Origin of the sequence: Synechococcus sp. UW86 (genome assembly GCF_900474085.1) — a bacterium.
Lineage (GTDB): Bacteria > Cyanobacteriota > Cyanobacteriia > PCC-6307 > Cyanobiaceae > Parasynechococcus.
In genome coordinates this window covers 40,603-66,380 of the sequence record NZ_UCNU01000010.1, presented here as the reverse complement: position 1 = coordinate 66,380, position 25,778 = coordinate 40,603, and the positions used below count along the sequence as shown (strand labels likewise).

Here is a 25,778-nt window from a genome sequence, read left to right as displayed (position 1 = left end):
CGCATCTGAGCCATGGCCGCTGTCATCGCTGCACCAGCCAGTGGCAGCGGCAAAACCCTGTTGAGCCTGGCGCTGCTGAGCTGGGCCCAGCAGAACGGACGCCGGATCCAGGCCTTCAAGGTGGGACCGGACTACCTCGATGCCCAGCTGCTCAGCCAGGCCTCGGGGCAGGCCTGTCGCAACCTCGATCTCAATCTCTGCGGAGAAACCTGGGTTCGCCAGGCCTTTCACGGTTACGGCGGTGCCTCTGAGCTGACCCTCGTGGAAGGGGTGATGGGGCTCTTCGATGGCATCGGCAGCAGTACAACCGGAAGCACGGCCGACGTGGCCCGCCTGCTGGACCTGCCGGTGGTGCTGGTGCTGGATGCCGGTGGTCAGGCCGCCTCCCTCGGCGCCATCGTGCGCGGATTCCGCGATCACGATCCCCAGCTGCGCATCGCCGGCGTGGTGCTCAACAAGGTCAGCAGCCCCAGGCACCGGGAGCTGCTGGCCGACGTGCTGGAGCGCATGGAGGTGCCGTTGCTGGGCTGCTTGCCGCGCAGCGAAGCCCTGGCCCTGCCGGGCCGGCATCTCGGCTTGGCCCCGGCCCATGAATTGGAGGCCCCCGAGCAGCGACGCCAGGCCTGGGCCGCTCTGGCCAGCCAGCACCTGAACCTGGAACGCCTGGTCCCCCTGCTGCAGGCGCCCCGCCCTGGGCCGCATCCCCTGGCCCACATCCCCGTGGAGCAGGGCCAGCCCCTGCCGGTGGCTCTGGCCAGTGATGCCGCCTTTCACTTCCGCTATCAGGAAACCAGTGAACTGCTGGAGCACATGGGCATGCCCGTGCTCCGCTGGAGCCCCCTGGCCGATGAGGCCATCCCTGCAGACGCCAAGGGCCTGATCCTGCCGGGCGGTTTCCCCGAACAGCACGCCGCCCAGCTCAGCGGCTGCACACGAAGCTTGAGCTCGTTGCGGGCGTTCGTGCAGCAGCGACCGCTCTACGCCGAATGCGGCGGGATGCTTGTGCTCGGAGAGCAGCTGACCGACCTCGATGGCACCAGCCACCCCATGGCGGGCCTGCTTCCCTTCACAGCCCAGCGCGGCCCGCTGCAGGTGGGCTATCGCCGCCTGCAGGCACGACGGGACAGCCCTGTGGTGGAAAGCGGTCAGCAGCTGGTGGGCCATGAATTTCACCGCTGGGAACTGCACACCAACCGGCCGTCCTCCGACAGGTCAGTGCTGTGGGACATTGAGGGATGGAAAGTCCATCGACATTCGGAAGGATGGGTCGATCAGACGGTTCACGCGAGCTGGGTTCACCTGCACTGGGCAAGCTCTACGACGATCTGCTCCCGATGGCGCGCCGCGCTCGAAGCCGGGGAGAAGCGATCGCCAAGCGCTTCGTCAGCCGCCAGCAACCGCCGCGGATCCAACCCTTCGCCGAACGCTGGCGCTGGGTGATCGAAGGCCGCGTTCAGCGTGTGGGGTTCCGCGCCAGCTGCAATCGGCGTGCCCTGGATCTCGGCATCAGCGGATGGGTGCGCAACTTGAGTGATGGCCGTGTGGAAGTGCAGGCCGAGGGGCCACCGCTGGCCTTGTCTGAACTGCGGGCCTGGTGCGAGGTCGGGCCGCCGGGCGCCCGGGTGGTTCGGGTGACCCCCAGCCAGCTCCCGATCACGGGCGACGACTGGTTCGAAGTGCGCTACTGAGACGACGTGCGCTGAGACGAAGTGCGCTGAGACATAGACGCGAAAAAATTGGGAAGGAGGCCTCCACGCTCCGCCCATCTCGCTACGGCTGAAGCAGGACCTTCGCGCCTGCCGCATGCTCCGCTTCGGATTTGTCCTGTTGATCACTGCGCTGCCCCTGCTCGGCATGGAGGCCATGAGCACGCGACGGGAAACCACCAAGCAGGTGTTCGATTCCGCGGCAGAAGCCCTCAACGCCTGTCAAAGCTGGCGGCTCAGGGAAGGACAGTTTTCGACCCTGATTCCCGCCGCTGCACCGGTGTCAACGCAGGCGCGGCCTGTGCAGACCGACATCCGCAGCTGTGAGGCCGATCTGGACCATGCACTGGTGCTGGGGCGCCGCTACAGCGTTGTGCCCGGCGTGCACTACAACAAAACGCTGCGGTCGCTGCACCGCCCGATTCCTCGCACCTTTCCTTACATGGCACAACTGGCGAATAGAGCCCCTGGCATGTCTTGAGCAACTTCCTCGACACCAAATACAAAGCCTTCTGGAGAGCCCTGCTCGGCGTTGTGAGTTTGGGGGTGAGCATCGGCCTGGCGCCCCTGATCCTGCAACTGTGAGCTGCGAGCTCTGAGCACGGCCCATGGCGGAACCCCGGATCTGGACGGAACTGCTGACCTACGGGCTTGGCGTGGCGCTGTCGCCCATCCACATCGTTCTACTGCTGGGGGGCTCGCCGCTGCGGCGCGGTGGCTTGTTTGTGGGCGGCTGGCTGCTGACCAGCGCCCTGGCGGTGATCGGGCTGCTGACGCTGGGCCATGGGCTGCTGCTGGACATGACCCATGGGTCCGACCACCGCACCGGTCTGGACCTGATCGGCGGCGGAGCCTTGATCGCCCTGGGCGGACGTGAACTGATCCGAGGGCTGCTGGATGACGGCGCAGCCCCCGCCTGGAGCGGCGCCGTGGATCGTTTCGCCGCGATGCCGCTTCCCCTGCTGTTGCTGATCAGCAGCGTCACTAAAGTGATCAGTCCCCACGACCTGTTGCTGTTCGCCAAAAGCGCCGCCGTGATCCTGGCTGCGCAACTGCCCCTGCAGGAGGAGATTGCCTGCAGCATCGGCTTCAGCACCGCCGCCACTGCCCTGCTGCTGGTTCCGTTCCTGGCCGTGTTAATCGGACGCGAGCGGGTTCTTCCGCTGCTGCAACACGGCAAAACGGCCCTGCTGCGTCGGGGGGAGCTGGTGGTGGGCAGCCTCAGCTTCGGACTGGGCTCCTATCTGGGCTGGCAGGGCATCAGCGGTTTGATGATCAACTGATTCACTCGGAATCCACCGAGGTGTCGAATTGGCGCTGCCAGGTGGCGCGCAGATCAGGCGACGTCTCGCCGCCGAGCAACCAAACCCCCGTGCGGGCACGGGACACGGCCACGTAACAGAGCTGCTGGCGGATGGCTGGATCGGCCCGGAACACATCCGGTGCCACGAAGACATCCCCGAAACTGCTGCCCTGACTGCGATGCACCGTGAGCACTGCGGCAGGCCCCAGGGAAGCGAAGGCATCGCGAATCAGGAAGTACTGCCGCCAGATCGCGCGACCGTTTTTCTTGCCGGCATCACGGGCCTGCTTGCGCAGCCGCTGCATCACCGCATCAAGCTCCTGACGACCCGGGCTGCCAATCGGCGGCTGCAGGCGCAGGGTGAGCTCCAGATCCCCCGCATTCACCGATGCGGAGAGGGTCTCGATCACCGGCACGGGCCCATCGGCTGAGGAGAGGCCGAAATCCGCCAGGTCACAGGCCTCAGGCTTGACGTCCCGCACCGTGACTTCGCGGTTGGAGCCGAGCACCATGTCGGGTTCTTCACCCGCCTCTTCTCCGTCCCTTGAGGCCGGGGCCATCACCGCGGTGCGACTGATCAACACCTCACCGGGCAGCACCGGCATCTGATCGGCCATTTCCCCATGGATGGCCCGGCGCGCATGGGGCACCAGACGATCCAGGGTGCGGTTCGTGTAGCAGAGGATGCGTGCTGCATCGGGGTTGTCTTGCACCGAGGCGTCGCGCAATGCACGCCTGGCCTGATCCAGCCACTCCCGTTGCACCAGGCTGCGCACCTGCCCCTGCGGGGAACGAATCGGCGGCAGCAGCGGCGGCATCTGGCAGGGCAGGCGCCCCTCCCGCAGCCCCGCCGCCAACTGCAGCACCGGGCCTTGATGCCGCACCACCTGGGTCAAGCTGGCGGAACAGGACCGTTGCATCGCAAACACGGGGCTGTTCGGCTCACCCACCGGGGGCAACTGGGCGGGGTCGCCGACGAACACCAGACGGGTCTTGAACGGATGGGCGCACTGGAGGGCAATGCCCAACAGGGTGCTGTCGACCATCGAGGCTTCGTCGATCAGCACCAGGCCCAGGTTTTCCAGGGCCATGGCCGTCTGCTCGGTGGGTTCGCAGAGTTCAGCGTCGGCGGAGCGCTTGAGCTTCAGCCGCAGCAAGCGATGGATGGTGGAGGGATACCAGGTGGGTTGGAGACCTTCCAACTCCAACGCCTGGCGCAGAACGCCCACCGCTTTATGGGTTGGTGCCACGACGGTCCAGCACAAACCACTGGCCTCCACCTGGCGCAGCAGGCGCATAGAGAGGAAGGTTTTGCCGCTGCCGGCAAAACCACTGAGCACGAAGGGCGTGCCATCCACGGGCTGCTTGAGCCAGGCCGCAAAGGCGTTCGCCGCTTCCTGCTGATCAGCGGTGAGGTCCGCGGCAGCGGTCACCCCAGCCCAGCTCCAAGACCCGACAGCAGATGCAGCGGTGATCCCACAAATTCCAAACCAGGCAGAGCAACGGCGGGACCCATCAGGCTGCCCACCAGCACCTGCAGCCGGCTGTGGCCAAGGCTTTCCTTGAGGGGTTTCTCCGGAGCGTCCGGCCAGAGCGAATCAGGCAGACCATTGACCCGTTCCGCCGTCAGCCCGGCGGCGCGACGAATGCCACTGGCGTCGTACATGACGACGAACGCCACCATCGCCGCAAGGGCGAAGAGGGGGTGATCAAAGCCCAGGGTCCAGCCCACACAGGCCGCCGTACCGGTGACCAGGGCGGAGTGGCTCGACGGCATGCCGCCGGTTTCGATCAGCACCGCCGGACGCCAACGGCGATGCAGGAGCAACTCAAGGAACAATTTCGAGAGCTGGGCGACGCCACAGGCCATCAGGCCCCAGGTGAGCGAACTGTTGTCGAAGAACTCCCGCAGCACCGCATGGGAGGGCGTGGCGTCGATCATCGGTCGCGGCTGGTGATGAAGTCAGCCAAGGCCAGCAGGGGAATCGCCTTCTCAGCCCAGGGTTGAAGTGCCTCTTTCGCTTCATTGACCAACGCATCGGCCCGACGGCGGGACTCGTCGAGCCCGAGAAGCTTGGGATAGGTGGTCTTGTCGGCGATGAGGTCCTTGCCGGCGGTTTTGCCGAGCACCTCGCTGCTGGCGGTGATGTCGAGGATGTCGTCGATGATCTGGAAGGCGAGGCCGATCCCCCTGGCGTAGGTGCGCAGGGCCTTGATCAGCGCCTCATCGGCGCCCCCGATCATCGCCCCGGTGATCACACAGGCACTCAACAGGGCTCCGGTTTTGTGGAGGTGGATGTACTCGAGGGTTTCAAGATCCACCTCCTTGCCTTCGCTTTCCAGATCCACCACCTGGCCGCCCACCAGGCCAGGGGCGCCGGCCACTAACGACAGTTCTCCCACCACCTTGAGCAGACGCTCAGCCGGCACATCCGGACTGCGCAGCGCCACCATTTCAAAGGCGCGGGTCAGCAGGGCATCACCGGCAAGGATGGCCACGGCTTCGCCGTACACCTTGTGGTTGGTGGGACGACCACGCCGCAGGTCGTCGTCATCCATGGCCGGCAGGTCGTCATGGATCAACGACATGGTGTGGATCATTTCCAGCGCCACCGCCGTGGGCAGGGCCTGCGTCGCTTCCCCGCCCGCCAGCTCGCAGGCGGCAAGGCAGAGAATCGGGCGCAGGCGCTTGCCACCGGCAAGCAGCGAATAGCGCATGGCTTCCCTGAGGGACTCCGGACGCTCCGGACCGAGCGATCCATCGAGGGCCGCTTCCACCCGCTCTTTGGCCTTGCCGAGATAGGCCTTGAAATCGAACTCGGCGCTCATGGGTGGACCCTGGCTGGCGGGATTCTCTCAGGCCGAGCCCTTAGCTGCCGAGGGGAACCCAATCCATCGGATGGGGTGTTCGCATCTCGCGTCCCTTGCCCGGCGCCGTGGTGATGGCCAGGTCGTAGGACACCGAATAGCGGGGGCTGCTTCCCTCATAGGGGAGCACCCGATGGCGCAGGTCCGAAGGGAGCAGCAGAAGACGGTGGGGTAACGGCGCAAACACACCACCGGAAACCGCCGCATCGCGGTAGGGAATCGCCATCACATGGCTGAAGTAATCGTCGGGCGCCTCAAATTCCAGCTCCCCGCTCTCGTTCGCAGGATCCATCAACACCTAGAACACCACGCTCAACTGGGCGTTGCGGTGGCTGTGCAGATCCACCGTTCCGCCATTCCTCGCACACACCACAGGCCAGGCCTTCTGGATGTGGGCCACAAGACCGTGCTCCCGGCCCAACAGCGCATGGAGATAGGCCGAAACGTGCTCAGCCAACTGCCCGTTCAGCCACTGGAACGCATCCATGCGATGCAACTGATCGAGGCCGGCATGGCCCAGCAGATCTCCGGTGAGGTTGTTGCGATCGCTGAACTCAGGGTGCTGATACACCTGGGCATCGAACTGCTCCAGCTGCTGCTGCATGGCTGCGGCTGTTGCGGCATCCGGCTCAAGGTCCACCTGCAGAACGGGGGTGGGGAACAGCCAGTGCAGCGCCATGGAACCGATCAGGGCACGAGATCGTCCAAATCATGGTCAAGGTTGTGGCGTCTGCACCAAGCCACAACGGTGTTCACCAGAAGCATCGTCACCGTCATCGGTCCCACACCGCCGGGGACGGGCGAGAGCGCAGCAGCGATCGACTCGACTTCAGCCGCACGAACATCCCCGCACAGTCCGCCTTCCGGCTTGCGGTGGATGCCCACATCCACCACCGCAGCTCCCGGCCGCACGTGCTCGGCCCCGATGAACTCAGGACGGCCTGCTGCCACCACGAGGATGTCGGCTTCGCGGGTGTGGGCCGCCAGATCGGCCGTGCGGGAGTGGGCGATGGTGACGGTGGCGTTGGCGGCCTGCAGCATCAAGGCCATCGGCTGCCCCACGAGAATGCTGCGGCCGATCACCACGGCGCGCTTGCCCGCAGGATCGATGCCATTGCTGCGCAGCATCGCCATCACCCCGGCGGGGGTGCAGCTGCGCGGGCCCGGCTCCCCCTTGAGCAGCCGTCCGAGATTGAGGGTGTGCAGACCATCGGCATCCTTTTCAGGATCAATGGCCATCAGCAGCGGCCCCTCATCGAGGCCAGCAGGAAGGGGCAACTGCAGGAGGATCCCGTCCACTGCAGGGTTGGCATTCAGCCGTTCAATCGTCTGAAGCACCTGCGCTGGAGGCGTGTCGCCGGGGAGGTGATCACCAAAGCTGGCCACCCCGATCCGAGCACAGGCTTTTTCCTTGTTGGCGACGTAAACGGCGCTGGCGGGATCATCACCAACCCGCAGCACCGCCAAGCCCGGCGGTCGCCCCGCCTCGGCCAGACGTCGTTCGATCAGGGTTTGAAGACGATGCTCCACATCCCTTGCCAGCACCTTGCCGTCCAAACGCAGGGCCATGGCATTCCCATGCACTCCCTCCAGCATGCCCTCTGAGGAGAGCTAGCGTTAAGCCGCTACAGGGTCCTTTTTGGTTCGTGTTCCACGGCTGAGCAGCCTTTGGCGGAACTGGGTGCGGCTCGAAGGCCCAGGGCGACGCCTGCTGCGCTGGACGCGACTGCAGACCTTTGTTGTGCTGCTGCTGTGCCTTTCCGTGGCCGCAGCCTCAAGCCTGCCCTGGCTGATCAAGCCAAAACTTCAACCCGGATCGCTGGCCCCGTTTGAAGCCATCGCTCCAAAAGATGCCCTGGTGCAGGACAGCACCGCCCTCGAGCAGCAGCGGGCCTCGCTGGTGGCGCGATCGGTGGTGCAGGTGATCGATCAGGAGCAGACCCAAGCACTCAAACAACGGCTCGAGCAACAACTGCTGCAACTGCAGGAGGTCACCAACACCGGATCCGGAGACCGGATCGGGCCGGTGAACCTGTCTGATCAAGAGAAAAGGTGGCTGGAACGACGCAGCGAATGGGAGCATCTGGCCTGGGATAAAGCGGTGCTCAGCACCGCTGATCGCATGCTCAGCCAAGGGCTTGTGAGCAACCTGGCCATTGAGCAATTGCGCAAGGCCGCCGACCAGCAACTCAAGGCGGTTGCCCTGCAGCCAGAGGCGGCGCGCACCCTGGCCGGCAAGGTGCTCACCAGCGCCATGCGCGGCAGCAGCAACCTGCGCACCGACCCGAACCTGAGCAAACAGCTGATCGAGGAACAGCTGACCAAACAGGCCATCCCCACCATCGAGGTGCGCAAGGGGGATCTGATCACCCGCAAGGGTGAGCTGATCAGTCCCCAGGCCTACGACGTGCTGGATTATTTCGGCCGCGTGCGCCGCGAACCCCAACCGTTGATCTGGTTCCAACGGTTCGTTGAAGCCGCTGCAGCCTGCGCCGTGATGCTGCTGGTGATGCGGCGTGAACGGCCTGGCCTGGAGGTGCGCCACGCGCTGCTGGCGGTGGGCCTGCTGCTGCTGGTGCAGGGAGCCAAGCTCTGGTTCAAAAGCTCCGTGAGCCCTCTGGCCGTGCTGGTGGCACCCACCCTGGTGCTGGCGGAAGGCCTCGGCACCGGCTGCGGCTTGGTCTGGATGGGGGTGGCCGCTCTGCTCTGGCCAGAACCCGTCCAGGGTTTGGGGGACGGTCGCCTGATCGTGGCGGCAACGGTGGCCGCCGCTGGGGCCTTGATCGCAGGTCGTCAGCGCAGCCGCGGCCAGTTGCTGCAACTCACGGTGCTGCTGCCGATTGGCGCCTTTGTGGGGCAGTGGCTGCTGCTGCAGCTGCAACCGATCACCGGCCTGCGGCTCTGGGGAAATCTGAACCCAAGCCTGGATGAACTGGCCACCGATTCCTTTGTGCTCGGTGTTCTGCTGATGTTCAGCCTTCTGCTGATCCCGATGCTCGAGGGCTCCTTTGGCCTGCTCACCCGGGCGCGGCTGCTGGAACTGGCTGATCAGGAGCGCCCCCTGCTGCGCCGCCTCTCCTGCGAAGCCCCGGGAACCTTTGAACACACCCTGATGATCTGCGGCCTGGCGGAGGAAGGGGCGCGGGCAATTGGTGCGGATGTGGATCTAATCCGGACCGGCTCGCTGTACCACGACGTGGGCAAGCTGCATGCACCGGACTGGTTCATTGAGAACCAGAAGGACGGCCCCAATCCCCACGACGCGCTGGATGACCCCCAGGCGAGTGCGGCAGTGCTTCAAGCCCATGTGGATGAGGGCCTGAAGCTGGCGCGGCGCCACCGCCTGCCCCGGCCCATCGCCGATTTCATCCCTGAGCACCAGGGCACCTTGAAAATGGGCTACTTCCTGCACAAGGCCCAGGAGCGCGGCGGAGTCGTTGAGGAGCGCCGCTTCCGTTACCGGGGCCCGGCACCCCGCTCCAAAGAAACGGCGATCCTGATGCTGGCCGACGGCTGTGAAGCGGCGCTTCGATCACTCCCCCCCGACACCTCCGATGCCCAGGCGGTGGACACGGTGCGGCGGATTGTGGAAGCGCGGCAGCGGGATGGACAACTGCGCAAAAGCAGCCTCAACCGCAGCGAAGTGGAACTGGTGATTCGTGCCTTCGTGCAGGTATGGCGGCGGATGCGCCACCGCCGCATCCCCTATCCAATCCCCGCCCGACGCTGATCGCAGCGTCTAGTTCAGCACTCACGAGTTCAGCACTCAGTGACAAAGGGAACCTCCTGCGCGATCAAACGGACACGCACCTGGGTGAAGGGATGGCGAAAGCTCAGGGCCTGGGCATGCAGATGCAAGCGGCAGGACCAGCCGGCATCCCCATAGATGGGATCGCCCACGATGGGGTGACCCCGTTCGGCCAGATGGGCCCGCAGCTGATGGGAGCGCCCCGTGAGCGGACGCAGCCAGAGCCGCGTGCTGCGGGCACCAGCGGCGCGGGCTCTCCAGATCGTCAGCGCCAGACGTCCCTCCGGGTGGCTGCCGTAGCGCGGCGGTTGGCGCGACAGGCGCGCCAACGGGCTGGCGATGCAACCGCGGCCGTGGAGTTCCCCCTCCACATCCGCCTGATACAGCTTGTTGATCCGCCGTTCAGCAAACAGGGCACTGAGGCGGCGCAGGGCGTCAGCGCTTCGGGCCAAGAGCAGCACCCCAGAGGTGTCGCGGTCCAGGCGGTGAACCAGGCGCAGGCTTTGGTCCTGCCGCTGCAGGCGGGTGATCACGGAATCGCTTTGCTCGGGCCCCAGGCCCGGTTGGCTCAGCAGGCCGGCGGGCTTGTCGACCGCCATCAGCCACGGGTCCCGCATCAGCAGCTTCAAGGGGAGAGCCGCTGGGCGCAGTGTTTTTCAAACAAGGCCACCACCTGCTCCGCGGGCAGGGCCTGAATCAGCCGGGCTTCCGCCTCAACGTGATGCTGGCTGGAGTGATACAGCTGCAACTCATGAAAAGGATTGGGCTCCTGCTGGCGGGCCAGCTCCACCTCACGGCTGAGCAAGGCCGCCGGCATCAGGTTGCCGCCATGGCACGACTGCATCACATGGGCTGATTCATGGGCCAGCACCACCCAAACCACGGCGGGATCGTCAGGCAGGTTGTTGCCGCACATCAACAGGGCCTGCTTGCCCTCATGGAAGGCCCCAAGCAAGCCCAAAGGGCAGTCGGGTGCCACCAGGGCCTTCACGCCCGCCCGCTGCAGCAGCCGCAGGTAACTGGCGATGCGATCCCAGTTTGAGGCTTGAACAGCACTGCCCGTGAGCTGCAACACCAGCAGAACCAACAGCGCAGCCCTGAAACGGCGACCCATCAAGCCAGGGACCACAGAACAATCTCATTGGTCTCAAGATCGGCTCAAGCCGGCTTGATTCCCACCGAAGTTCTACAGATTTTCAGTCGTCAAGCAGCTGCTCCACGGACGTGACCTTCTCAGCAAACGACTGCTGCCGATCGGTGCGGGTGTTGAGCTTGAGCGTTGTGTAAAGACGCGGGGCTCCCATGCCGTGCAACTCGGCATGACACGCCCGCACACAGTTCATCACCTCGTCCCACGGGCCTTCGATCGCTGTGCCATTGGGACCCAGCTGGTGGGTCAGGCCCGTGGCGGCGATCACTCGCTCACAGGCGGCGATGTAGGGCGAAAGGCTGACGCCCACACCGATCGGCACCACGCAGAGGTCAACGCTGACCCACATCAGCCCGGCATCGAACTGGATCGGCTCAAGCAACTGACGGGGTAGTCGATGGTGCGCCAACTGCCGCTGTCGGTTCGCACTTCAACCGCAATGCCCTGCTGACCCATGGAACAGCGGGACCCTTGTCCCGTGCACCAATCGCTGGCATCGGCGATGGCCAGTTCCAACGTGTCGTAAGGGGCGTCGAGCACCGGATGCGGCTGACCGTCGAGGCCAACCAACCGGTAGCGGGAGCGATGCTTGGCCATCGCAGTCCAATCCCGGAAGTGTCACCATCTTCCCATGGTCCCGACCCAGCGGCATTCCCACACTGGAGCCAGCAACGGGACGCAAAGGGCATGAGTGAACAGCTGCAGCAGGCCTACAACGCCTTGATGGTGAAGGCTCCGGGGGCAGCGTTTCAAAAAGCACGGGCCCTGTATCTCAACAAATATCCACTTCCCCAGGCCGATGGCAGTGCTCCGCTGCGGCTTTACGTCTGCGATGAGCGGCTGGAGGAATCGATTCAGCCCGCCAACGATGGTGATCCGAATCACCGCCTGGCGATTCTCCGCTCACGGCCGGGGCAGTTGGCCGTGGTGCACTGGCAACAACCCCATCCGCCCGAGCCGGAGCAGCTGCGCCGCTACCTGCAGGACACCTGGTCGCTCAACCCGGACGAACTGGAGATCGAGGCCCTCAGCACCCCCTGGTTCAGGGAGGGCGGGCATCAAAGCCGCTTTGCTGCGCCCATGGGGTTGGGCTGGCAACAACAAACCCTCTTAACCCTCAAGGAAGAAAACTAAAAGCAATTCCGCAGAACGAGCGGAGCCACCGAAACGCACCGCTAGCCAGAAGAGATAGCCCTCTCAGCCAATGTTCACCAAACACGCCGAACGCTATGTGCTGAGATCCTGCTCGGAAGGCGGCTATCTCTGCATCAATGTGGTGAACCAACGCATCGAGAGCTAACCCTCCCTCGACAAAGCCTGGATCTTTCACAGCCACGATGGTGCCGTGAACCACGCCCTTTCGATCGGCGAAGTGCTCGGGGAAACACCGGACGTGGTGAAGCTGGATCAGTGACTGGATCTGTGAACTGTTCTGTGAACTGAAACGTGGTGGCGATCAGCCGTGGATGAAATTGCGCAGGCGGCGTGATTCGGCGGCTTGATCCTGCTGAAGCTCAGCTGCCGTTCGCGCCTGGTGTTCGCGCTGCTGTGCCGCGAAGACATCCGCCTCACTCAGGGCAAAGCCGTGCTCGGCAGCGAGCACGAGAAACCGCTCAAGATCCATGGGCTGCGCAAGGGCCTTGGCCAGATCAGGGTCGCTGTCGCGAAGCGTGAGAAACCGATCCAGATCCTCGAGAGACATCCCTGCACCACTTGTTGCGTGCCCCCATTGAAGTCAGCATCAGCCCAAGTGGGGAGGTCGCATGCTGTTGAAACTGATCAGCTGCGGCAGCCTGGCGCTGGTGAGTGTTCTGGTGGTGACCCTGCTGCAGGGTTTGCGGCAGCACAACCAACGCATCCATGCTCTGCAGGAGCGGATCGATCAGCTGGAGGAGCGCACACCGAACCGCGCCCACAGTGAGCTGCTCAGCCAACAGATGGGTGTGATGCAGGAACGCATGGATGCCTTCTCGGCCATGCGCACCTCGGCCGCTTCATCCCTTCACAGCATCCCCGCTGGCATTGGGCAGGATGAAGCGCTGCGACAGCACGAACACGACCAACACCGGCAGGATTGACACCACCGAGCCAGCGGCAACGATCCGCCAATCCAGGGAAAAGCTGCTGGAGAGCTGCTGCAACCCCAGAGGCAAGGTGTAGAGGGACGGGTCGTCGAGGATCACCAGCGGCCAGAGGAAATCACTCCAGGTGCCGATGAACACGAACATCGCCAGAGTGATGAGATCGGCTTTGGCGGCAGGAATCATCACGTTCCACCATTCCCCCAGGCGGCTGCAGCCATCGATGCGTGCCGCCTCCTCCAGCTCCTTGGGAACACCCAAAAAGCTCTGGCGCAGCAGATAAAGGCCAAAGGCGGTGGCCGCCTGGGGAATCACCAGGGCCAACAGGGTGTTGCGCAGGCCCAGCTGCACCATCAGCAAATACAGCGGAATCATCACCACCTGAAACGGGATCAGGATCGTGGCCACCACCAGGCCCAGCACCAGGCCCCGGCCGGCGAAGCGCAGCCGGGCCAGGGGGTAGGCAGCCAGGGAGCAGAACAGCAGGTTGGCCAGCACCGCCAGGCCACTCACCACGGTGCTGTTGAACAGATAGGTGGTGAGGGGATTGTCCTGAAACAGCCGCACGTAGGCATCGAGGCTCGGCTGGGCGGGCAGCAACGCCGGTGGACTGCTGAAGATGTCTTCCGCCGGGCCCTTGAGCGAGGTGCTCACCAACCAGAGCAAGGGCGTGAGCACCAGCAGCGCCAAAAGAATCAGCAGCACCAGCTGAACAACCCGGGCGGTGGAGGTGCGCATGGCGTCGGCTCTAGAGCGTCGGTCGGGTCTCCAGAACAACAGGATCCTTCTGCGGATGCAATGACTGGCGCTCTTCTCCGGCCACCAAGCGATTGAGGGCATTCACGAAGGCCATCGCCGCCGCCACCACCACATCGGTGTCTGCAGCGTGACCGGAATAGAGCGCACCGTTGCGGCGCAGGCGAATGGTCACATCGCCCATGGCATCGATGCCCTCGGTGACCGACTTGACCGAGAACTCGATCAATTCATTGGGCACACCCGCGAGATCATTCAAGGCACGGCAGACGGCATCCACCGGACCGGTGCCCACTGCCGAGCCGGTGGTTTCACTGCCCTCTTCATCCGAAAGGGTGACGGTGGCAGTGGGGAGCAGGCTGCTACCGCAGCTGACCTGAACAAATTTGAGCTGGAAGCGGGCTTCCGGCTGCTGCACCTGTTCGCTGACGATCGCCTCCAGATCACGGTCGGTGATCTCGCGCTTGCGATCGGCGAGTTCCTTGAAGCGGGCAAAGGCCTCATCGAGATCCTCACGGGTGAGGTCGTAGCCCAGCTCCTCCAGTCGGGCGCGAACGGCACTGCGGCCGCTCAGCTTGCCGAGGGAGATGCGGTTGTCGGACAAGCCCACCGTCTGGGCGTCGATGATTTCGTAGGTGAGCCGATTCTTGAGAACGCCGTCCTGGTGGATGCCGGATTCATGGGCGAAAGCATTGGCACCAACGATGGCCTTGTTGGGCTGCACCACCATGCCGGTGAGATTGGAGACCAGCCGTGAGGTCTTGGTGATCTCTTCGGTGCGCACAGCCGTGAGCGGTGTGGGGCTGTCCTCATCCCGGCCAAAGAAGGGGTTGTAATAGCGCCGCCGCACATGCAGCGCCATCACCAACTCCTCGAGGGAGGCATTGCCGGCCCGTTCGCCGATGCCGTTGATCGTGCATTCGAGCTGACGGGCACCGTTCTTGACGGCCTCAAGGAAATTGGCCACGGCCAGGCCGAGATCGTTGTGGCCATGCACCGAGATCACGGCATCGCCGATGTTGGGCACGTGCTGATTGATGCCCGCGATCAGCGCACCGAACTCCGAGGGGGTGGTGTAGCCGACGGTGTCGGGGATGTTGATCGTGGTGGCACCCGCGGCAATCGCCGCCTCAATCACCTCGTAAAGGAACTCCGGATCGCTGCGGCCGGCGTCTTCGCAGGAGAACTCAACATCCTCCACAAGAGAGCGGGCGTAGCCCACCATCTCGGGAACGATGCCAAGCACGTCGGCACGGCTCTTGCGCAGCTTGTGCTCGAGGTGGATATCGCTGGTGGCGATGAAGGTGTGAATGCGGCGACGCGGGGCTGGCGCCACGGCATCGGCGCAGGCCTTGATGTCGGCCCTTGAAGCACGGGCCAGGCCACAGATGATCGGGCCGTTGTCGCCACCCACCTGCTGGGCGATCCGCTGCACAGCAGCGAAATCACCGGGGCTGGCGAAGGGGAACCCCGCCTCGATCACATCCACACCGAGCCGGGCCAGCTGCTGGGCAATGGCCAGCTTTTCCTCCAGGTTGAGGCTCGCCCCGGGCGACTGCTCACCATCCCGCAGGGTGGTGTCAAAAATCAGGACGCGACCGGGGTCCTTGGCCATGGAAGGGGCTCCAGCGGAGGTCTTAGTCGGAATGACTATGAGTTAACCCATCTTAGTTCAGCCCCCGAGGGGGAATCGGATTAAATTCAGCCACCGTTTGGGCTTGTTCGTGACCAAAGGCGCTGTCGCCCTGGTGTTGCATGCCCATCTGCCCTACGTGCGGTCGGCACAACCTGGCTCCCTGGAGGAGGACTGGTTTTTCCAGGCCCTGATCGAGTGTTATCTGCCGCTGCTGAAAACGCTGGAGATAGCCAGCGCCGACCCCCACCAGCAGCCCAAGCTCACCATCGGCCTATCGCCGACGCTGCTGTCGCTGCTCAGCGATCAAGACCTCAAGCAGCGCTTCCCCGACTGGCTGAACGAACGGCTGGATCTCCTGCCGAAGGCCGATCCATCCCTGCGCGCAGGCGCCGAGCACCTGGCGGCCACGATCGAGCGGCACCGGCGGGCCTGGCAGAGCTGCGACGGCGATCTGATCCAGCGCTTCGCCGCCCTGCAGCGATTGGGGGTGGTGGACCTACTCACCTGCGGCGCCACCCACGGCTACCTGCCCCTGCTGCGCCATCACCCGGAAGCGGTGCGCGGGCAACTGCGCACGGCGGTGCGGGAACACCAACGCCTCGTGGGCGAACGCCCCTTGGGGATTTGGTTGCCGGAATGTGCCTATTACGAGGGCCTGGATCGCTGGATGCGCGATGCGGGGCTGCGCTATGCCGTGCTAGATGGCCATGGGTTGCTGCACGGCCGGCCCAGGCCCCGCTATGGGGTGTACGCCCCGATCTGCAGCCGCAATGGGGTGGCCTTCTTCGGGCGCGACAGTGACGCCACGCTGCCGGTGTGGTCGGCCAAGGACGGCTACCCCGGCGATCCCCACTACCGGGAGTTCCACCGGGATCTGGGCTGGGACCTGCCGGTCGAAGAGCTCAAGCCCCTGGGGCTGGACCAGCCGCGCCCGCTCGGCCTGAAGCTGCATCGGGTCACCGATCACAGCGCTCCGTTGGACCGCAAACGCCCCTATGAACCGGGGGTGGCGGCTGAACGGGTGAAAGAGCACGCCGCCGATTACCTGCAGGGCCGCCGGCGGCAACTGGATCAGCTCAGCGCTGCCATGGACGTTTCGCCCCTGCTGGTGGCCCCCTTCGATGCCGAACTGTTTGGCCACTGGTGGTTTGAAGGGCCGGCTTTTCTCAGCCAGCTGTTCCAACAGGCACCTCAGGAAGGGGTGAGCTTCACCCGCCTGCGCGATGTGCTGAACAACGTTGGCAAGCTGCAGCTCTGCGATCCCTGCCCCTCCAGCTGGGGGCAAGGGGGCTATCACGACTACTGGCTGAATGACAGCAACGCCTGGATAATCCCCGAATGGGAAAAGGCCAGCGCCGCGATGGTGCAGCGCTGCAGCCGCGGCGTGGGCAGCGAGCAGGCGATGCAGTGGCTGCAGCAGGCGGCACGAGAGCTGTTGCTGGCGCAGTCATCGGATTGGAGCTTCATCCTCCGAGCCGGCACCACCACCGAACTGGCCAAAGAACGGGTGCAACGCCACCTGGGCCGCTTCTGGCAGCTGATGCAGGCGATCGATGGCACCACCGAGCTGCCGGAGGGCTGGCTCGAAGAGGTGCAGACTGACGACCGCCTGTTCCCGCTGATTCAACCTCTGGACTGGGCTCCGTTGCAGCCCACGGCACAGCCTTCTGCACCCAACTCATAAACAAACGCCTCCCTCATCCGAGGGAGGCGTAGATGCTCAGAACTCCCTTAACTGGGGGATCGGATCTTTCTTGAACGGATCTCAAAACCGCGGAGCTTGATTCGGTGCCGCCCCCAGCACCAGCCCCCGCCGCAACTCCCAGGGGGATAGTGCAAACAAGCGCAGCATCACCCCCATCAAGCGCGGCAACGGCAGGGTGTTGGTGAGGAAGCCAAACCACTCCTCCCTCGGCAAGGAGAAGAACGTGGCGAAGTGGGTGCGCAACAACGCTTCGTTGAAGCCCATCAAGCGGCCCAAACCGAATTGATAGAGGTGATGGCGCAGCACCAATTCGATCGGCCAGAGCGCTTGCCAACCCCGATAGGCCAAGGCCGCTGAACCAAGTCTCGGATTGGCGATGGCTTCGGCGATGGCCTGTGCTAGATCCGGACCCCGCCGCAGCAGCGATCCCACCATGTAGCCCGAGGCCGGGTGCACCATGCTCGCTGCACCACCAAACGCCAGCACCGGCTGGTTGCGATCCGGCAACGGCAGATTCATCGGAAAGAGGCAGAACTCTTCGTGGATCACCTCGGTGATCTCCACGCCGCGCAGATCGAGGCGCTGCTGGAGCCGTTGCTTGAGCACGTCGTAGGGGACCCCTGGCGCCAAGGCGAGCGAAGTCTCTTCCACGAAGAACATTCCATCGCCCAAATCCATCGCATACAAAAACGTGGGCGGTTCGCTGCGCTGCTCCTCGCTGAGGTGATCACAGCGGTAGTCCATCAACACAAACCGGCCCGGCTCAATCGGCGGTTTGGAGAAACGCCCCACCACGCCGTAAGCCGCCTGGCCCGCCACCGGCCCCTGATCCGGCCGGCGAATATGAGGCGTGCGCGAGCCGGAGGCATCAATCACCAAGCGCGCCTGCAGGGTGGTTCCTGATGCGCAATACACGTTGGTGGTTGCACCATTCTCGTCCACCCGCTCAACGATGTCTTGATGAAAGACCACACACTCAGCCCGCTCCAGCCAATGGCGCTGCAGGGCCGCCCGATCGAACAGGCCGTAGTCGATCCCGTGGGCATGGCTCTGATCTTGAGCCGTTGAGCCACCTTCGCCGAAATAACTGACGGTGTCGCTCCAGCGGTGCTCCAGCAGCTGCTCAAGCCCCACCGCTTTAAGTTCATCGGCCCAGATGCCGTAGGTGTTGGGCCAGGGATCGTCGACCGGATCCGGGGCAATGGCCGCAACAGCCACACCCCGTTTGTTCAGTTCCGAAGCGATGCAGAGGGCAGCAGGACCGCCCCCCAGCACCAGCACATCCACCGGCTCAGCCAAGGTCAGCTGTCCTGAGCGTTGTTTTCAGTGTTAGCCGCTTCGGTGTCACTCGATTCGCTGTCGTTCGACGTGTCGTCAGCGGAATCGTCCTCGGCTTCCGGCGGCACCAGCACCACCTTCAGAAGCCGGTCGCCCTTGTCGAGCTTCTGCAGACGCACCCCCGTAGCAGCACGGGACTGCTGTGGAATGGCATCGGCGCTGGTGCGCACGATCACCCCCTTCTCGCTCACCAGCAGCAACTCTTCACCGGCACCGAGCACACTCAGCCCCACCAGCTCGTCGGAGTCGGTGCGGAACTTCATCGCGCGAAGACCCATGCCGGCCCGCTTCTGCAGACGGAATTGCGTCACCGGAACCCGCTTGCCCAGACCCGAAGCCGACGCCACGAGCACCCAGGGGCCCTCGCTGGCGGCATCCTCTTCATCGTCTGCGCTGGCGGCCACCTGATCGGCGAGTTCCACCGGCAGCACATCCATGCTCACCAGGGCATCGCCCTCGCGCAGGTTCATCGACCGCACGCCGCGGGCCGTACGCCCCAGGGGCCGCAATTCCTCATCACTGAGGCGGAAGTGGATGGTCATCCCCGCTTTGGAGCCGATCAAAACGCTGTCGCCGGGCACGGCCAGGCGCACCCAGGTGAGGGCATCGCCTTCCTCCAGGTTGATGGCGATCAGACCATTGGAGCGGATGTTGCTGAAGGCCGAAAGGCGGGTGCGCTTGATGAAGCCACCTCGGGTGAGCATCACCAGGTCGGTGTCGTCGCTGAATTCCGACACCGGAATCAATGTGGTGATCGCTTCTTCCCGGGGAATTGGCAGCAGCTGCACCACCGGCGTTCCCTTGGCCGCACGGCTGCACTGGGGCACGCGGTAGGCGGGCAGGGCATACGACACACCGCGGTCGCTGAACAGCACCAAGGTGTCGTGGTCGTTGCAGCTGATGAACAGCTTCACCGCATCTTCACCCTGGCTGCGGGTGCCGGCCTTGCCGCGGGTGCCACGGCTGGTGGCCTCAAATTCACTCACCGGCATCCGCTTGAGATAGCCGGTCTCGGTGAGCAGCACCACCGACCGCTCGTTGGCGATCAGGTCGATGTCGGAGAGGCCACCGCCGAGGTCGAGGATTTCGGTGCGGCGGGGCGTCGGGTAGCGCTCCTGCAGCTGACCGAGCTCGCTCTGGATGATCCCGAACACCCGCTCACGCCGGCCAAGGATGTCCTTGTAGTCGGCGATCTTGGTGACCAGATCCTCATGCTCGAGCCGGATCTTGTCGGCTTCAAGCGCAGTGAGGCGACGCAGCTGCATCTGCAGGATGGCGTCGGCCTGGATGTCGGACAGGCCATGGCGATCCTGCAGCTGTTGCCGTGCCGTGGCCGTGTCGGGTGCAGCCCGGATCAAGGCAATGATCGGATCGAGCTGATCAAGGGCCAGCAGCAGGCCCAGCAGGATGTGATCACGCTCTTCCGCCTTGCGCAGCAGGTAGCGGGTGCGGCGCTCGATCGTCTCGACGCGGAAGTCGAGGAACACCTCGAGCATCTTGCGCAGGGTGAGCAGGATCGGCTCACCGTTCACCAGCGCCAGCATGTAGGCACTGAAGTTGCTCTGCAGCGGGGTGAGCTTGAACAGGTTGTTCAGCACCACCTGCGGGTAGGCATCGCGGCGCAGCTCCACCACGATCCGCATGCCATCGCGGTCGCTCTCGTCTCGGATGTCGGAGATGCCCTCAAGCTTCTTGTCGTTGACCAGCTCTGCGATGCGCTCTATCAACGCGGCCTTGTTGGTCTGATACGGCAACTCGGTGATGATCACCGCATCGCGATCGGGCCGCCCTGGTGCCTCGATCGTTTCGATGTTGGCCACGCCGCGCATGGTCACCGAGCCGCGGCCACCCAGGTAGGTCTCGCGGATGCCTTCGCGCCCCAGGATCTGACCGCCGGTGGGGAAGTCCGGGCCAGGGATCAGCTGGATCAACTCTTGATCGGTGATCTCGGGGTTCGCGATTAGCGCCTGCAACCCGTCGATCAATTCATTGAGGTTGTGGGGCGGGATGTTGGTCGCCATCCCCACGGCGATGCCCGCCGAGCCATTTAGCAGCAGCTGAGGGATCCGCGCCGGCAGCACCGTGGGCTCCTGCTGGGAGCCATCAAAGTTGTCGGCGAAATCAACGGTCTCCGCCTCGATGTCTTCCAGGAGGCTGTCGGTGGTGAGCGCCCGCAACCGCGATTCGGTGTATCGCATGGCCGCCGGCGGGTCGTTGTCCACCGAACCGAAGTTGCCGTGCCCATCGATCAGGGGCATCGACATCGAGAAGTCCTGGGCCATGCGCACCAGGGCGTCGTACACGGCGGTGTCGCCGTGGGGGTGATATTTGCCGAGCACTTCGCCCACCACACGGGCGCACTTGCGGTATGGCCTGTCGCTGGTGAGGCCCAGCTCGTACATCGCGTACAGGATCCGGCGATGCACGGGCTTGAGGCCATCGCGGGCATCAGGCAGGGCCCGACCCACGATCACACTCATCGCGTACTCCAAATAGGAGCGCGACATCTCGTTGCGCAGGTCCGTCTGAATGATCCGATCGTCGGAATCGCCGGGACCGCCGCCTCCAGGCCCCACAGAATCCGTCATACGTGCATCAGACGTCCTTTGTCAGTCTATCTCGGACAGTGGAAGCAACAGAAAAATCCGGATAAACTGCCGAACGCTTTCCACTGACGTGATGGGTCCTGTCGACGAGCCGCGCCCTGAAGCCGAAACCCCAGGCAGCGACCCCACCCCCACACCGGAGCCCACGCCAGCCCCAACGCCGGAACCTGAGCCGACTCCGGCACCAACCCCCGCTCCAACACCAGACCCGGTGATTGCTTCCACCGTGTCGATCCCTGCTCAGGAGAGCGCCGATGAAGACGGCGGCGAATGGGAGCTGCTGGTGGGCAAGGTGAAGTACTGGCTCGAGCAGAACGATCTGGCTGAGCTCTGGACCAAAGCCCAGCTGCCGCTGCGGGTGGTGGGCGGCCTGATCGTGTTCAGCCTGGTGGCGACGGTTTACTCCGGCGTGCTCAGCACCATCAACAGCATCCCTCTGGTGCCAGGCCTGCTGGAGCTGGCCGGCGTGATCTGGCTGGTGAACTTCGCCCTGCGCAACCTGATCCGCAACAGCGATCGGGACAACTTCATCAAGGGCGCCCGCTCCACCTGGACCCGCGTGACGGGCCGATCGAGCTGACCCGGTCAAGCTGAGCCGATCATCCCGATTGGTAGCTTGATCTGACTTTATTGAAGTCGCGCGGTGGACATTCAGCTCGGACGCTCCAAGACCGTTCGCCGGGCCTACGGAATCGATGAAATCGCTCTGGTGCCTGGGGGTCGCACGGTGGACCCCGAGGTCACCGATACCCGTTGGACCCTGGGCGGCATCGAGCGCGAGATCCCGATCATCGCCAGCGCCATGGACGGCGTGGTGGACGTGGGCATGGCCGTTCGCCTGTCCCAACTGGGCGCCCTCGGCGTGTTGAACCTTGAGGGTGTTCAGACCCGCTACGAAGACCCCAACCAGGTGCTGGATCGCATCGCCGCCGTCGGCAAGGACGAGTTCGTCCCGCTGATGCAGGAGATCTACAGCCAGCCGGTTCAGGAGGCGCTGGTCCGCAAACGCATCCAGGACATCAAGGCCCAGGGCGGCATTGCAGCCGTGAGTGGCACTCCGGTGGCAGCCATGCGTTTCGGCAAGGCCATCGCCGAAGCCGGAGCCGACCTCTTCTTCGTGCAGGCCACCGTGGTCTCGACGGATCACACCGGTCCTGCAGGCCAGGAGACCCTGGATCTGGAAGCCCTGTGCCGCGACATGGGCGTTCCCGTGGTGATCGGTAACTGCGTCACCTACGACGTGGCCCTGCAGCTGATGCGGGCTGGTGCCGCCGGCGTGATGGTGGGCATCGGCCCCGGTGCCGCCTGCACCTCCCGTGGCGTTCTCGGCGTGGGCATTCCCCAGGCCACCGCAGTGGCCGACTGTGCTGCCGCCCGGGCCTACTACGAAAAGGAAAGCGGTCGCTACGTGCCGATCGTTGCCGACGGTGGCATCGTCACCGGCGGTGACATCTGCAAATGCATCGCCTGCGGCGCCGACGCCGTGATGATCGGCTCCCCCATCGCCCGGGCTGAAGAAGCTCCCGGTCGGGGCTTCCACTGGGGCATGGCCACGCCTAGCCCGGTGCTGCCCCGCGGCACCCGCATCAATGTGGGCAACACCGGCAGCATCGAACGCATCCTGCGCGGCCCGGCCAAGTTGGACGACGGCACCCACAACCTGCTGGGCTGCCTGAAGACATCCATGGGCACCCTGGGCGCCCAAACCATCAAAGAGATGCAGCAGGTGGAGGTGGTCGTGGCCCCCTCCCTGCTGACGGAAGGCAAGGTCTACCAAAAGGCCCAGCACCTCGGAATGGGCAAGTAAGGCAGGGCTAAATTGGAGCTGTGCGGGCTTCGGCCCACACACTCCTCACACCCCCCGGCCCGGCGCGATCGGGCTTTCACTCTTTGTGGAGAGCGACTGTCACAGTTCCCTTCTCAGCAGGGAAGAGCTGTGTTTTCGCTCAAAACCGTTGCTAAATTCTCCTTAAATTCCCCTGCTCATATGTCCAGCGCTGCTGCTGTCACCGACGCATCCTTCGAGCAGGACGTGCTCCAGAGCGATGTGCCGGTTCTCGTGGACTTCTGGGCACCCTGGTGCGGACCCTGCCGCATGGTGGCTCCGATCGTGGAAGAGATCGCCAAAGAATTTGACGGCCAGATCAAGGTGTTCAAGCTCAACACCGACGAAAACCCCAACGTGGCCAGCCAGTACGGCATCCGCAGCATCCCGACGCTGATGGTGTTCAAGGGCGGCCAGAAGGTTGACACCGTCGTGGGTGCTGTTCCCAAGGCAACCCTGTCAGGCACCATTTCCAAGTACCTCTGAATCCGTCTTCAGAACGGATCAACCGGTTGAGTCTGAACCTCGGGTTAATCGATTACGGCATGGGCAATCTCCACTCGGTGGAGAAATGCCTCGAGCGGCTGGATCAAGGCTGCTCGTTGATCCATAACGCCGATGATCTGGAGGGCGTCGATGCGCTGATCCTGCCCGGGGTCGGCGCCTTCGACCCGGCCATGGCCAACCTCAGGGCCACCGGACTTGTGCCCCACCTGCTGCGCTGGGGCCAGGAGGATCGCCCCCTACTCGGCATCTGCCTCGGCCTGCAACTGCTGTTCGAGCAGAGCGATGAAGGCAGCGATCCAGGCCTCGGGCTCTTGGGCGGACGGGTGAGCCGCCTGCCCAGCAACAGCGGCGAACGCATCCCCCACATGGGCTGGGCACCGTTGAAGCATCACGGCAGCTGCCCACTGCTCAGCAGCGATGCCCCATCGGAATGGGTTTATTTCGTGCACAGCTACGCCGCTGTTCCCAGCGATCGAAATGACCTCAAAGCCTCGGCCCCCTTCGGCGATCAGGAGGTGACCGCTGTGGTCTGGCGGGGCCGCGTCGGCGCTTGCCAGTTCCATCCGGAGAAGTCGTCCGATGCCGGAGAAGAGATGCTCAAGCGCTGGTTGACCTGGCTGCGCAACGGGGCTGAACCCTGCCCATGAGCGGTGGCGGGCAACTGCGCCTCAGCGGGGGGCGACGGCTGCTGAGCCCCGGGGGTCGCACGGCTCGGCCCACCACCTCCAGGGTGCGCGAAGCGGTGATGAACATCATTGCCCCTCACCTGCAGGACTGCCGCTGGCTCGACCTCTGCAGCGGCAGCGGCGTGATGGGGTGTGAGGCCCTGCAGCGGGGGGCGCGCTGTGTGGTGGCCGTTGATCAAGACCCGCAGTGCATCCGCGTCAGCCGCAGCAACCTCAGTGTCGTGGCGGCAAGCCGTTCACCGGCTCCGGAGATCCGCACCGAACGGCGGGAACTGATCTCGTGGCTGCGCAAGGGCTGGAGCCAGGAGCCCTTCGACATCGTCTATTTCGACCCTCCCTACGACCAGGGCCTCTACGAACCCTGCCTGATCGCCCTCGCCGAGGGGAATTGGCTTCACCAGGATTCTCTGGTGGTGTGTGAACACCGCTCCAACCTGAACCCAGAACCGGGCTCAGATTGGACAGTGGTGGATCAACGCCGCTACGGCATCAGCAGCGTGATGCTGCTCAGCCCCCCAGAGCGCTGCCACCACGGCGGTACTGGTTCCATGCCGCCACGAACAGACCCATCAGCGTGACGGGGATCAGACCCAGAACGATGCCGCAGAGCAGAGGTTCGATCATCGCGTCGCGTCAGCAATCAGAATTAGGGAGAATTCTCTCATTGGAACTCCGGGTCTGTGGTCCAGCCGTCACGAATTGCGGCCGAATCGGCATCAGCTGATGCAAATGATTCGAGCGATCGGGGTCGCGGCCTGATCGCCGCGCTCGTGGTGTCGGCTGCCACGGCCTGCGTGGTGCTGGTGCTCTGGGTACTGGGCAGCGCCCAACAGGACCCCTACATCAAGGCCAGCCTTGAGCTGCAGGGGGCCGTTGACCACGGCGGCCAGCTGTTCCGAATCAATTGCGCCGGCTGCCATGGCCTTGCCGGCCAGGGGTTGGTGGGCCCTCAACTTCAGGGCGTCAGCAACCAACTCAAAGACCCCGTTCTGGTGCACCAGATCATCAGTGGCGAAACTCCCCCCATGCCGAGCTTTGAGATGGAACCGCAATCGATGGCCGACCTGCTGGCCTACCTGCACACCCTCAGCTGAGCCGCTGCCTTGAATGCCGTTGTCGTGCTGGTGGAGCCGGCCGGCCCCCTAAACATCGGAAGCGTGGCCAGGCTCTGCGCCAATTTCGGGGTGAGCGAGTTGCGGCTGGTGGCCCCCCGCTGTGACCACCTCAGCGAGGAGGCCATGCTGATGGCCGTGCACGGCCAGGCGCTGCTTCAGGGCGCCGTGGTGGTTCCCGACCTGCTGACGGCCATCCATGACTGCCGCCGCACCGTGGGCAGTTGCGGACGCCTGGACCATGGCGAGATCCCCCTGCAAACACCCGAGCAGGCCCTGAGTTGGTTGCTGGCCGGCGATGGCAGCAGCTCCAACTCAGACGCCCCCGTGGCCTTGGTGTTTGGACGGGAAGACCGCGGCCTCAGCAACAGTGAGCTGCGGCTCTGCCAGAGGGTTCTCTGCCTGCAGAGCGGGGAGGCCTATCCCTCGCTGAATCTCTCCCACGCCGTGGCGGTGGTGCTGCATGAGTTGGCCCGCCTCAACAGCGGGACCACGGAAACCCGCTGCATCGAGCCCCCATCGCCGGACCCGGCAGCCGCCAAGGCGCTTTCAGCCTGTCTTGACGACGCCACTGACCTGCTGCTGGAGGCCGGTTTCCTGCTGGAGCACACCGCCGCCGCCCGCATGGCCAAGGTGCGGGATCTGCTGCAACGCGCCACGGTGCGCGCCGAGGAGGTGGCTCTGCTGCGGGGAATGGTGCGCCAACTGCGCTGGGCCATCCGCGCCAAGCGCCCCTAATCTCTGCCGAACA

Annotated in this window: 28 protein-coding genes and 3 pseudogenes; 16 read left to right on the top strand and 15 right to left on the bottom strand. The window is 64.5% G+C overall.

Translation table 11 applies throughout. The features are described from left to right. Positions 1 to 12: 12 nt before the first annotated feature. From DXY04_RS05580 to DXY04_RS05565, 4 genes are all read left to right on the top strand, one after another. Complete coding sequence (locus tag DXY04_RS05580) at positions 13 to 1,440, top strand: cobyrinate a,c-diamide synthase (RefSeq protein WP_115161342.1); 1,428 nt, start codon at positions 13 to 15, stop codon at positions 1,438 to 1,440. Next, the gene (locus tag DXY04_RS05575) at positions 1,335 to 1,688 is read left to right on the top strand and encodes an acylphosphatase (protein WP_115161341.1); all 354 of its coding nucleotides are present in this window, start codon (positions 1,335 to 1,337) and stop codon (positions 1,686 to 1,688) included. The genes DXY04_RS05580 and DXY04_RS05575 overlap by 106 nt, the downstream gene beginning before the upstream one ends. Before the next feature lie 115 nt (positions 1,689 to 1,803). Beyond that, complete coding sequence (locus DXY04_RS05570) at positions 1,804 to 2,187, top strand: hypothetical protein (RefSeq protein WP_115161340.1); 384 nt, start codon at positions 1,804 to 1,806, stop codon at positions 2,185 to 2,187. Positions 2,188 to 2,314: 127 nt separating this feature from the next. Beyond that, positions 2,315 to 2,989 carry a GAP family protein gene (locus tag DXY04_RS05565; protein ID WP_115161339.1) on the top strand — a complete coding sequence of 225 codons (675 nt, stop codon included), beginning with the start codon at positions 2,315 to 2,317 and terminating at the stop codon, positions 2,987 to 2,989. Between the two features lies 1 nt (position 2,990). On the opposite strand, the gene DXY04_RS05560 is transcribed toward DXY04_RS05565, so the two are convergent. From DXY04_RS05560 to folD, 5 genes and pseudogenes are all read right to left on the bottom strand, one after another. Beyond that, positions 2,991 to 4,442, bottom strand: coding sequence for an ATP-dependent RecD-like DNA helicase (locus tag DXY04_RS05560; RefSeq protein ID WP_115161338.1), 1,452 nt, complete (start codon positions 4,440 to 4,442; stop codon positions 2,991 to 2,993). After that, on the bottom strand, positions 4,439 to 4,951 hold the full coding sequence (locus DXY04_RS05555; protein ID WP_115161337.1) for a divergent PAP2 family protein: 513 nt from the start codon (positions 4,949 to 4,951) through the stop codon (positions 4,439 to 4,441). The genes DXY04_RS05560 and DXY04_RS05555 overlap by 4 nt, the downstream gene beginning before the upstream one ends. Beyond that, positions 4,948 to 5,838: a geranylgeranyl diphosphate synthase CrtE gene (gene crtE / locus DXY04_RS05550; RefSeq protein ID WP_115008653.1), complete on the bottom strand. Its 891-nt coding sequence runs from the start codon at positions 5,836 to 5,838 to the stop codon at positions 4,948 to 4,950. Before crtE ends, DXY04_RS05555 begins: the two co-directional genes overlap by 4 nt. Positions 5,839 to 5,878: 40 nt before the next feature. Further along, a pseudogene (locus tag DXY04_RS05545) lies at positions 5,879 to 6,556 on the bottom strand (TIGR02466 family protein). 8 nt (positions 6,557 to 6,564) lie between these two features. Further along, entirely contained in the window at positions 6,565 to 7,446 is an 882-nt protein-coding gene (gene folD, locus DXY04_RS05540) for a bifunctional methylenetetrahydrofolate dehydrogenase/methenyltetrahydrofolate cyclohydrolase FolD (protein ID WP_115161470.1), read from the bottom strand. Between the two features lie 70 nt (positions 7,447 to 7,516). On the opposite strand from folD, the gene DXY04_RS05535 reads away from it, so the two are divergent. Next, a complete protein-coding gene (locus tag DXY04_RS05535; protein WP_115161336.1) occupies positions 7,517 to 9,607 on the top strand; it encodes an HDIG domain-containing metalloprotein in 2,091 nt (696 codons plus the stop codon). Between the two features lie 29 nt (positions 9,608 to 9,636). On the opposite strand, the gene DXY04_RS05530 is transcribed toward DXY04_RS05535, so the two are convergent. From DXY04_RS05530 to DXY04_RS05515, 4 genes are all read right to left on the bottom strand, one after another. After that, positions 9,637 to 10,242 (bottom strand): RluA family pseudouridine synthase, encoded by a 606-nt coding sequence (locus DXY04_RS05530; RefSeq protein ID WP_244278591.1) that lies wholly within the window; start codon positions 10,240 to 10,242, stop codon positions 9,637 to 9,639. A gap of 8 nt (positions 10,243 to 10,250) precedes the next feature. Beyond that, positions 10,251 to 10,739, bottom strand: coding sequence for a hypothetical protein (locus tag DXY04_RS05525; RefSeq protein WP_115161335.1), 489 nt, complete (start codon positions 10,737 to 10,739; stop codon positions 10,251 to 10,253). A gap of 82 nt (positions 10,740 to 10,821) precedes the next feature. Beyond that, the gene (locus tag DXY04_RS05520) at positions 10,822 to 11,124 is read right to left on the bottom strand and encodes an MTH1187 family thiamine-binding protein (protein ID WP_115161334.1); all 303 of its coding nucleotides are present in this window, start codon (positions 11,122 to 11,124) and stop codon (positions 10,822 to 10,824) included. Further along, positions 11,124 to 11,372 (bottom strand): hypothetical protein, encoded by a 249-nt coding sequence (locus DXY04_RS05515; protein WP_115161333.1) that lies wholly within the window; start codon positions 11,370 to 11,372, stop codon positions 11,124 to 11,126. The genes DXY04_RS05520 and DXY04_RS05515 overlap by 1 nt, the downstream gene beginning before the upstream one ends. A gap of 90 nt (positions 11,373 to 11,462) precedes the next feature. Between DXY04_RS05515 and DXY04_RS05510 the strand changes: the two genes are divergently transcribed. Both DXY04_RS05510 and DXY04_RS12450 read left to right on the top strand, forming a co-directional pair. After that, a complete protein-coding gene (locus DXY04_RS05510; RefSeq protein ID WP_115161332.1) occupies positions 11,463 to 11,909 on the top strand; it encodes a hypothetical protein in 447 nt (148 codons plus the stop codon). 70 nt (positions 11,910 to 11,979) lie between these two features. Further along, positions 11,980 to 12,189, top strand: a pseudogene (locus DXY04_RS12450) (hypothetical protein). Positions 12,190 to 12,231: 42 nt separating this feature from the next. Here DXY04_RS12450 and DXY04_RS05500 read toward each other — a convergent pair. Next, on the bottom strand, positions 12,232 to 12,477 hold the full coding sequence (locus DXY04_RS05500; protein ID WP_115161331.1) for a Nif11-like leader peptide family natural product precursor: 246 nt from the start codon (positions 12,475 to 12,477) through the stop codon (positions 12,232 to 12,234). Positions 12,478 to 12,538: 61 nt separating this feature from the next. On the opposite strand from DXY04_RS05500, the gene DXY04_RS05495 reads away from it, so the two are divergent. Next, a complete protein-coding gene (locus tag DXY04_RS05495) occupies positions 12,539 to 12,853 on the top strand; it encodes a hypothetical protein (RefSeq protein ID WP_115161330.1) in 315 nt (104 codons plus the stop codon). On the opposite strand, the gene DXY04_RS05490 is transcribed toward DXY04_RS05495, so the two are convergent. Beyond that, entirely contained in the window at positions 12,770 to 13,594 is an 825-nt protein-coding gene (locus tag DXY04_RS05490) for a carbohydrate ABC transporter permease (RefSeq protein WP_115161329.1), read from the bottom strand. The genes DXY04_RS05495 and DXY04_RS05490 overlap by 84 nt on opposite strands. A 10-nt stretch (positions 13,595 to 13,604) precedes the next feature. Then, the gene (locus tag DXY04_RS05485; RefSeq protein ID WP_115161328.1) at positions 13,605 to 15,227 is read right to left on the bottom strand and encodes a 2-isopropylmalate synthase; all 1,623 of its coding nucleotides are present in this window, start codon (positions 15,225 to 15,227) and stop codon (positions 13,605 to 13,607) included. A gap of 109 nt (positions 15,228 to 15,336) precedes the next feature. Here DXY04_RS05485 and DXY04_RS05480 point away from each other — a divergent pair, with 109 nt between their 5' ends. Next, a complete protein-coding gene (locus DXY04_RS05480; RefSeq protein WP_115161468.1) occupies positions 15,337 to 16,932 on the top strand; it encodes a glycoside hydrolase family 57 protein in 1,596 nt (531 codons plus the stop codon). An 81-nt stretch (positions 16,933 to 17,013) separates the two neighbouring features. Here the strand turns inward: DXY04_RS05480 and crtL are convergent, their stop codons facing one another. Both crtL and gyrA read right to left on the bottom strand, forming a co-directional pair. Continuing rightward, a complete protein-coding gene (gene crtL, locus DXY04_RS05475) occupies positions 17,014 to 18,252 on the bottom strand; it encodes a lycopene beta cyclase (RefSeq protein WP_115161327.1) in 1,239 nt (412 codons plus the stop codon). Between the two features lie 2 nt (positions 18,253 to 18,254). Then, entirely contained in the window at positions 18,255 to 20,879 is a 2,625-nt protein-coding gene (gyrA, locus tag DXY04_RS05470) for a DNA gyrase subunit A (RefSeq protein WP_115161326.1), read from the bottom strand. Positions 20,880 to 20,970: 91 nt separating this feature from the next. On the opposite strand from gyrA, the gene DXY04_RS05465 reads away from it, so the two are divergent. The 5 genes and pseudogenes from DXY04_RS05465 to rsmD form a co-directional block, all read left to right on the top strand. Next, positions 20,971 to 21,477: a CAAD domain-containing protein gene (locus DXY04_RS05465; protein ID WP_115161325.1), complete on the top strand. Its 507-nt coding sequence runs from the start codon at positions 20,971 to 20,973 to the stop codon at positions 21,475 to 21,477. A gap of 63 nt (positions 21,478 to 21,540) precedes the next feature. Next, a complete protein-coding gene (locus tag DXY04_RS05460; RefSeq protein ID WP_115161324.1) occupies positions 21,541 to 22,704 on the top strand; it encodes a GuaB3 family IMP dehydrogenase-related protein in 1,164 nt (387 codons plus the stop codon). Positions 22,705 to 22,884: 180 nt separating this feature from the next. Further along, positions 22,885 to 23,208: a thioredoxin gene (gene trxA / locus DXY04_RS05455; RefSeq protein ID WP_006851354.1), complete on the top strand. Its 324-nt coding sequence runs from the start codon at positions 22,885 to 22,887 to the stop codon at positions 23,206 to 23,208. A 26-nt stretch (positions 23,209 to 23,234) separates the two neighbouring features. Then, entirely contained in the window at positions 23,235 to 23,876 is a 642-nt protein-coding gene (gene hisH, locus DXY04_RS05450; protein ID WP_115161323.1) for an imidazole glycerol phosphate synthase subunit HisH, read from the top strand. After that, positions 23,873 to 24,412 (top strand): annotated as a pseudogene (rsmD, locus tag DXY04_RS05445) (16S rRNA (guanine(966)-N(2))-methyltransferase RsmD); the annotation flags it as partial. The gene hisH and the pseudogene rsmD, both read left to right, overlap by 4 nt. A gap of 10 nt (positions 24,413 to 24,422) precedes the next feature. Here the strand turns inward: rsmD and petG are convergent. Next, a complete protein-coding gene (petG, locus tag DXY04_RS12445; RefSeq protein ID WP_071823076.1) occupies positions 24,423 to 24,539 on the bottom strand; it encodes a cytochrome b6-f complex subunit V in 117 nt (38 codons plus the stop codon). 56 nt (positions 24,540 to 24,595) lie between these two features. Between petG and DXY04_RS05435 the strand changes: the two genes are divergently transcribed. Both DXY04_RS05435 and DXY04_RS05430 read left to right on the top strand, forming a co-directional pair. Then, a complete protein-coding gene (locus tag DXY04_RS05435) occupies positions 24,596 to 25,009 on the top strand; it encodes a c-type cytochrome (protein ID WP_025362444.1) in 414 nt (137 codons plus the stop codon). A gap of 9 nt (positions 25,010 to 25,018) precedes the next feature. Then, positions 25,019 to 25,765 carry an RNA methyltransferase gene (locus tag DXY04_RS05430; RefSeq protein ID WP_115161321.1) on the top strand — a complete coding sequence of 249 codons (747 nt, stop codon included), beginning with the start codon at positions 25,019 to 25,021 and terminating at the stop codon, positions 25,763 to 25,765. The last annotated feature ends 13 nt before the right edge of the window (positions 25,766 to 25,778 follow it).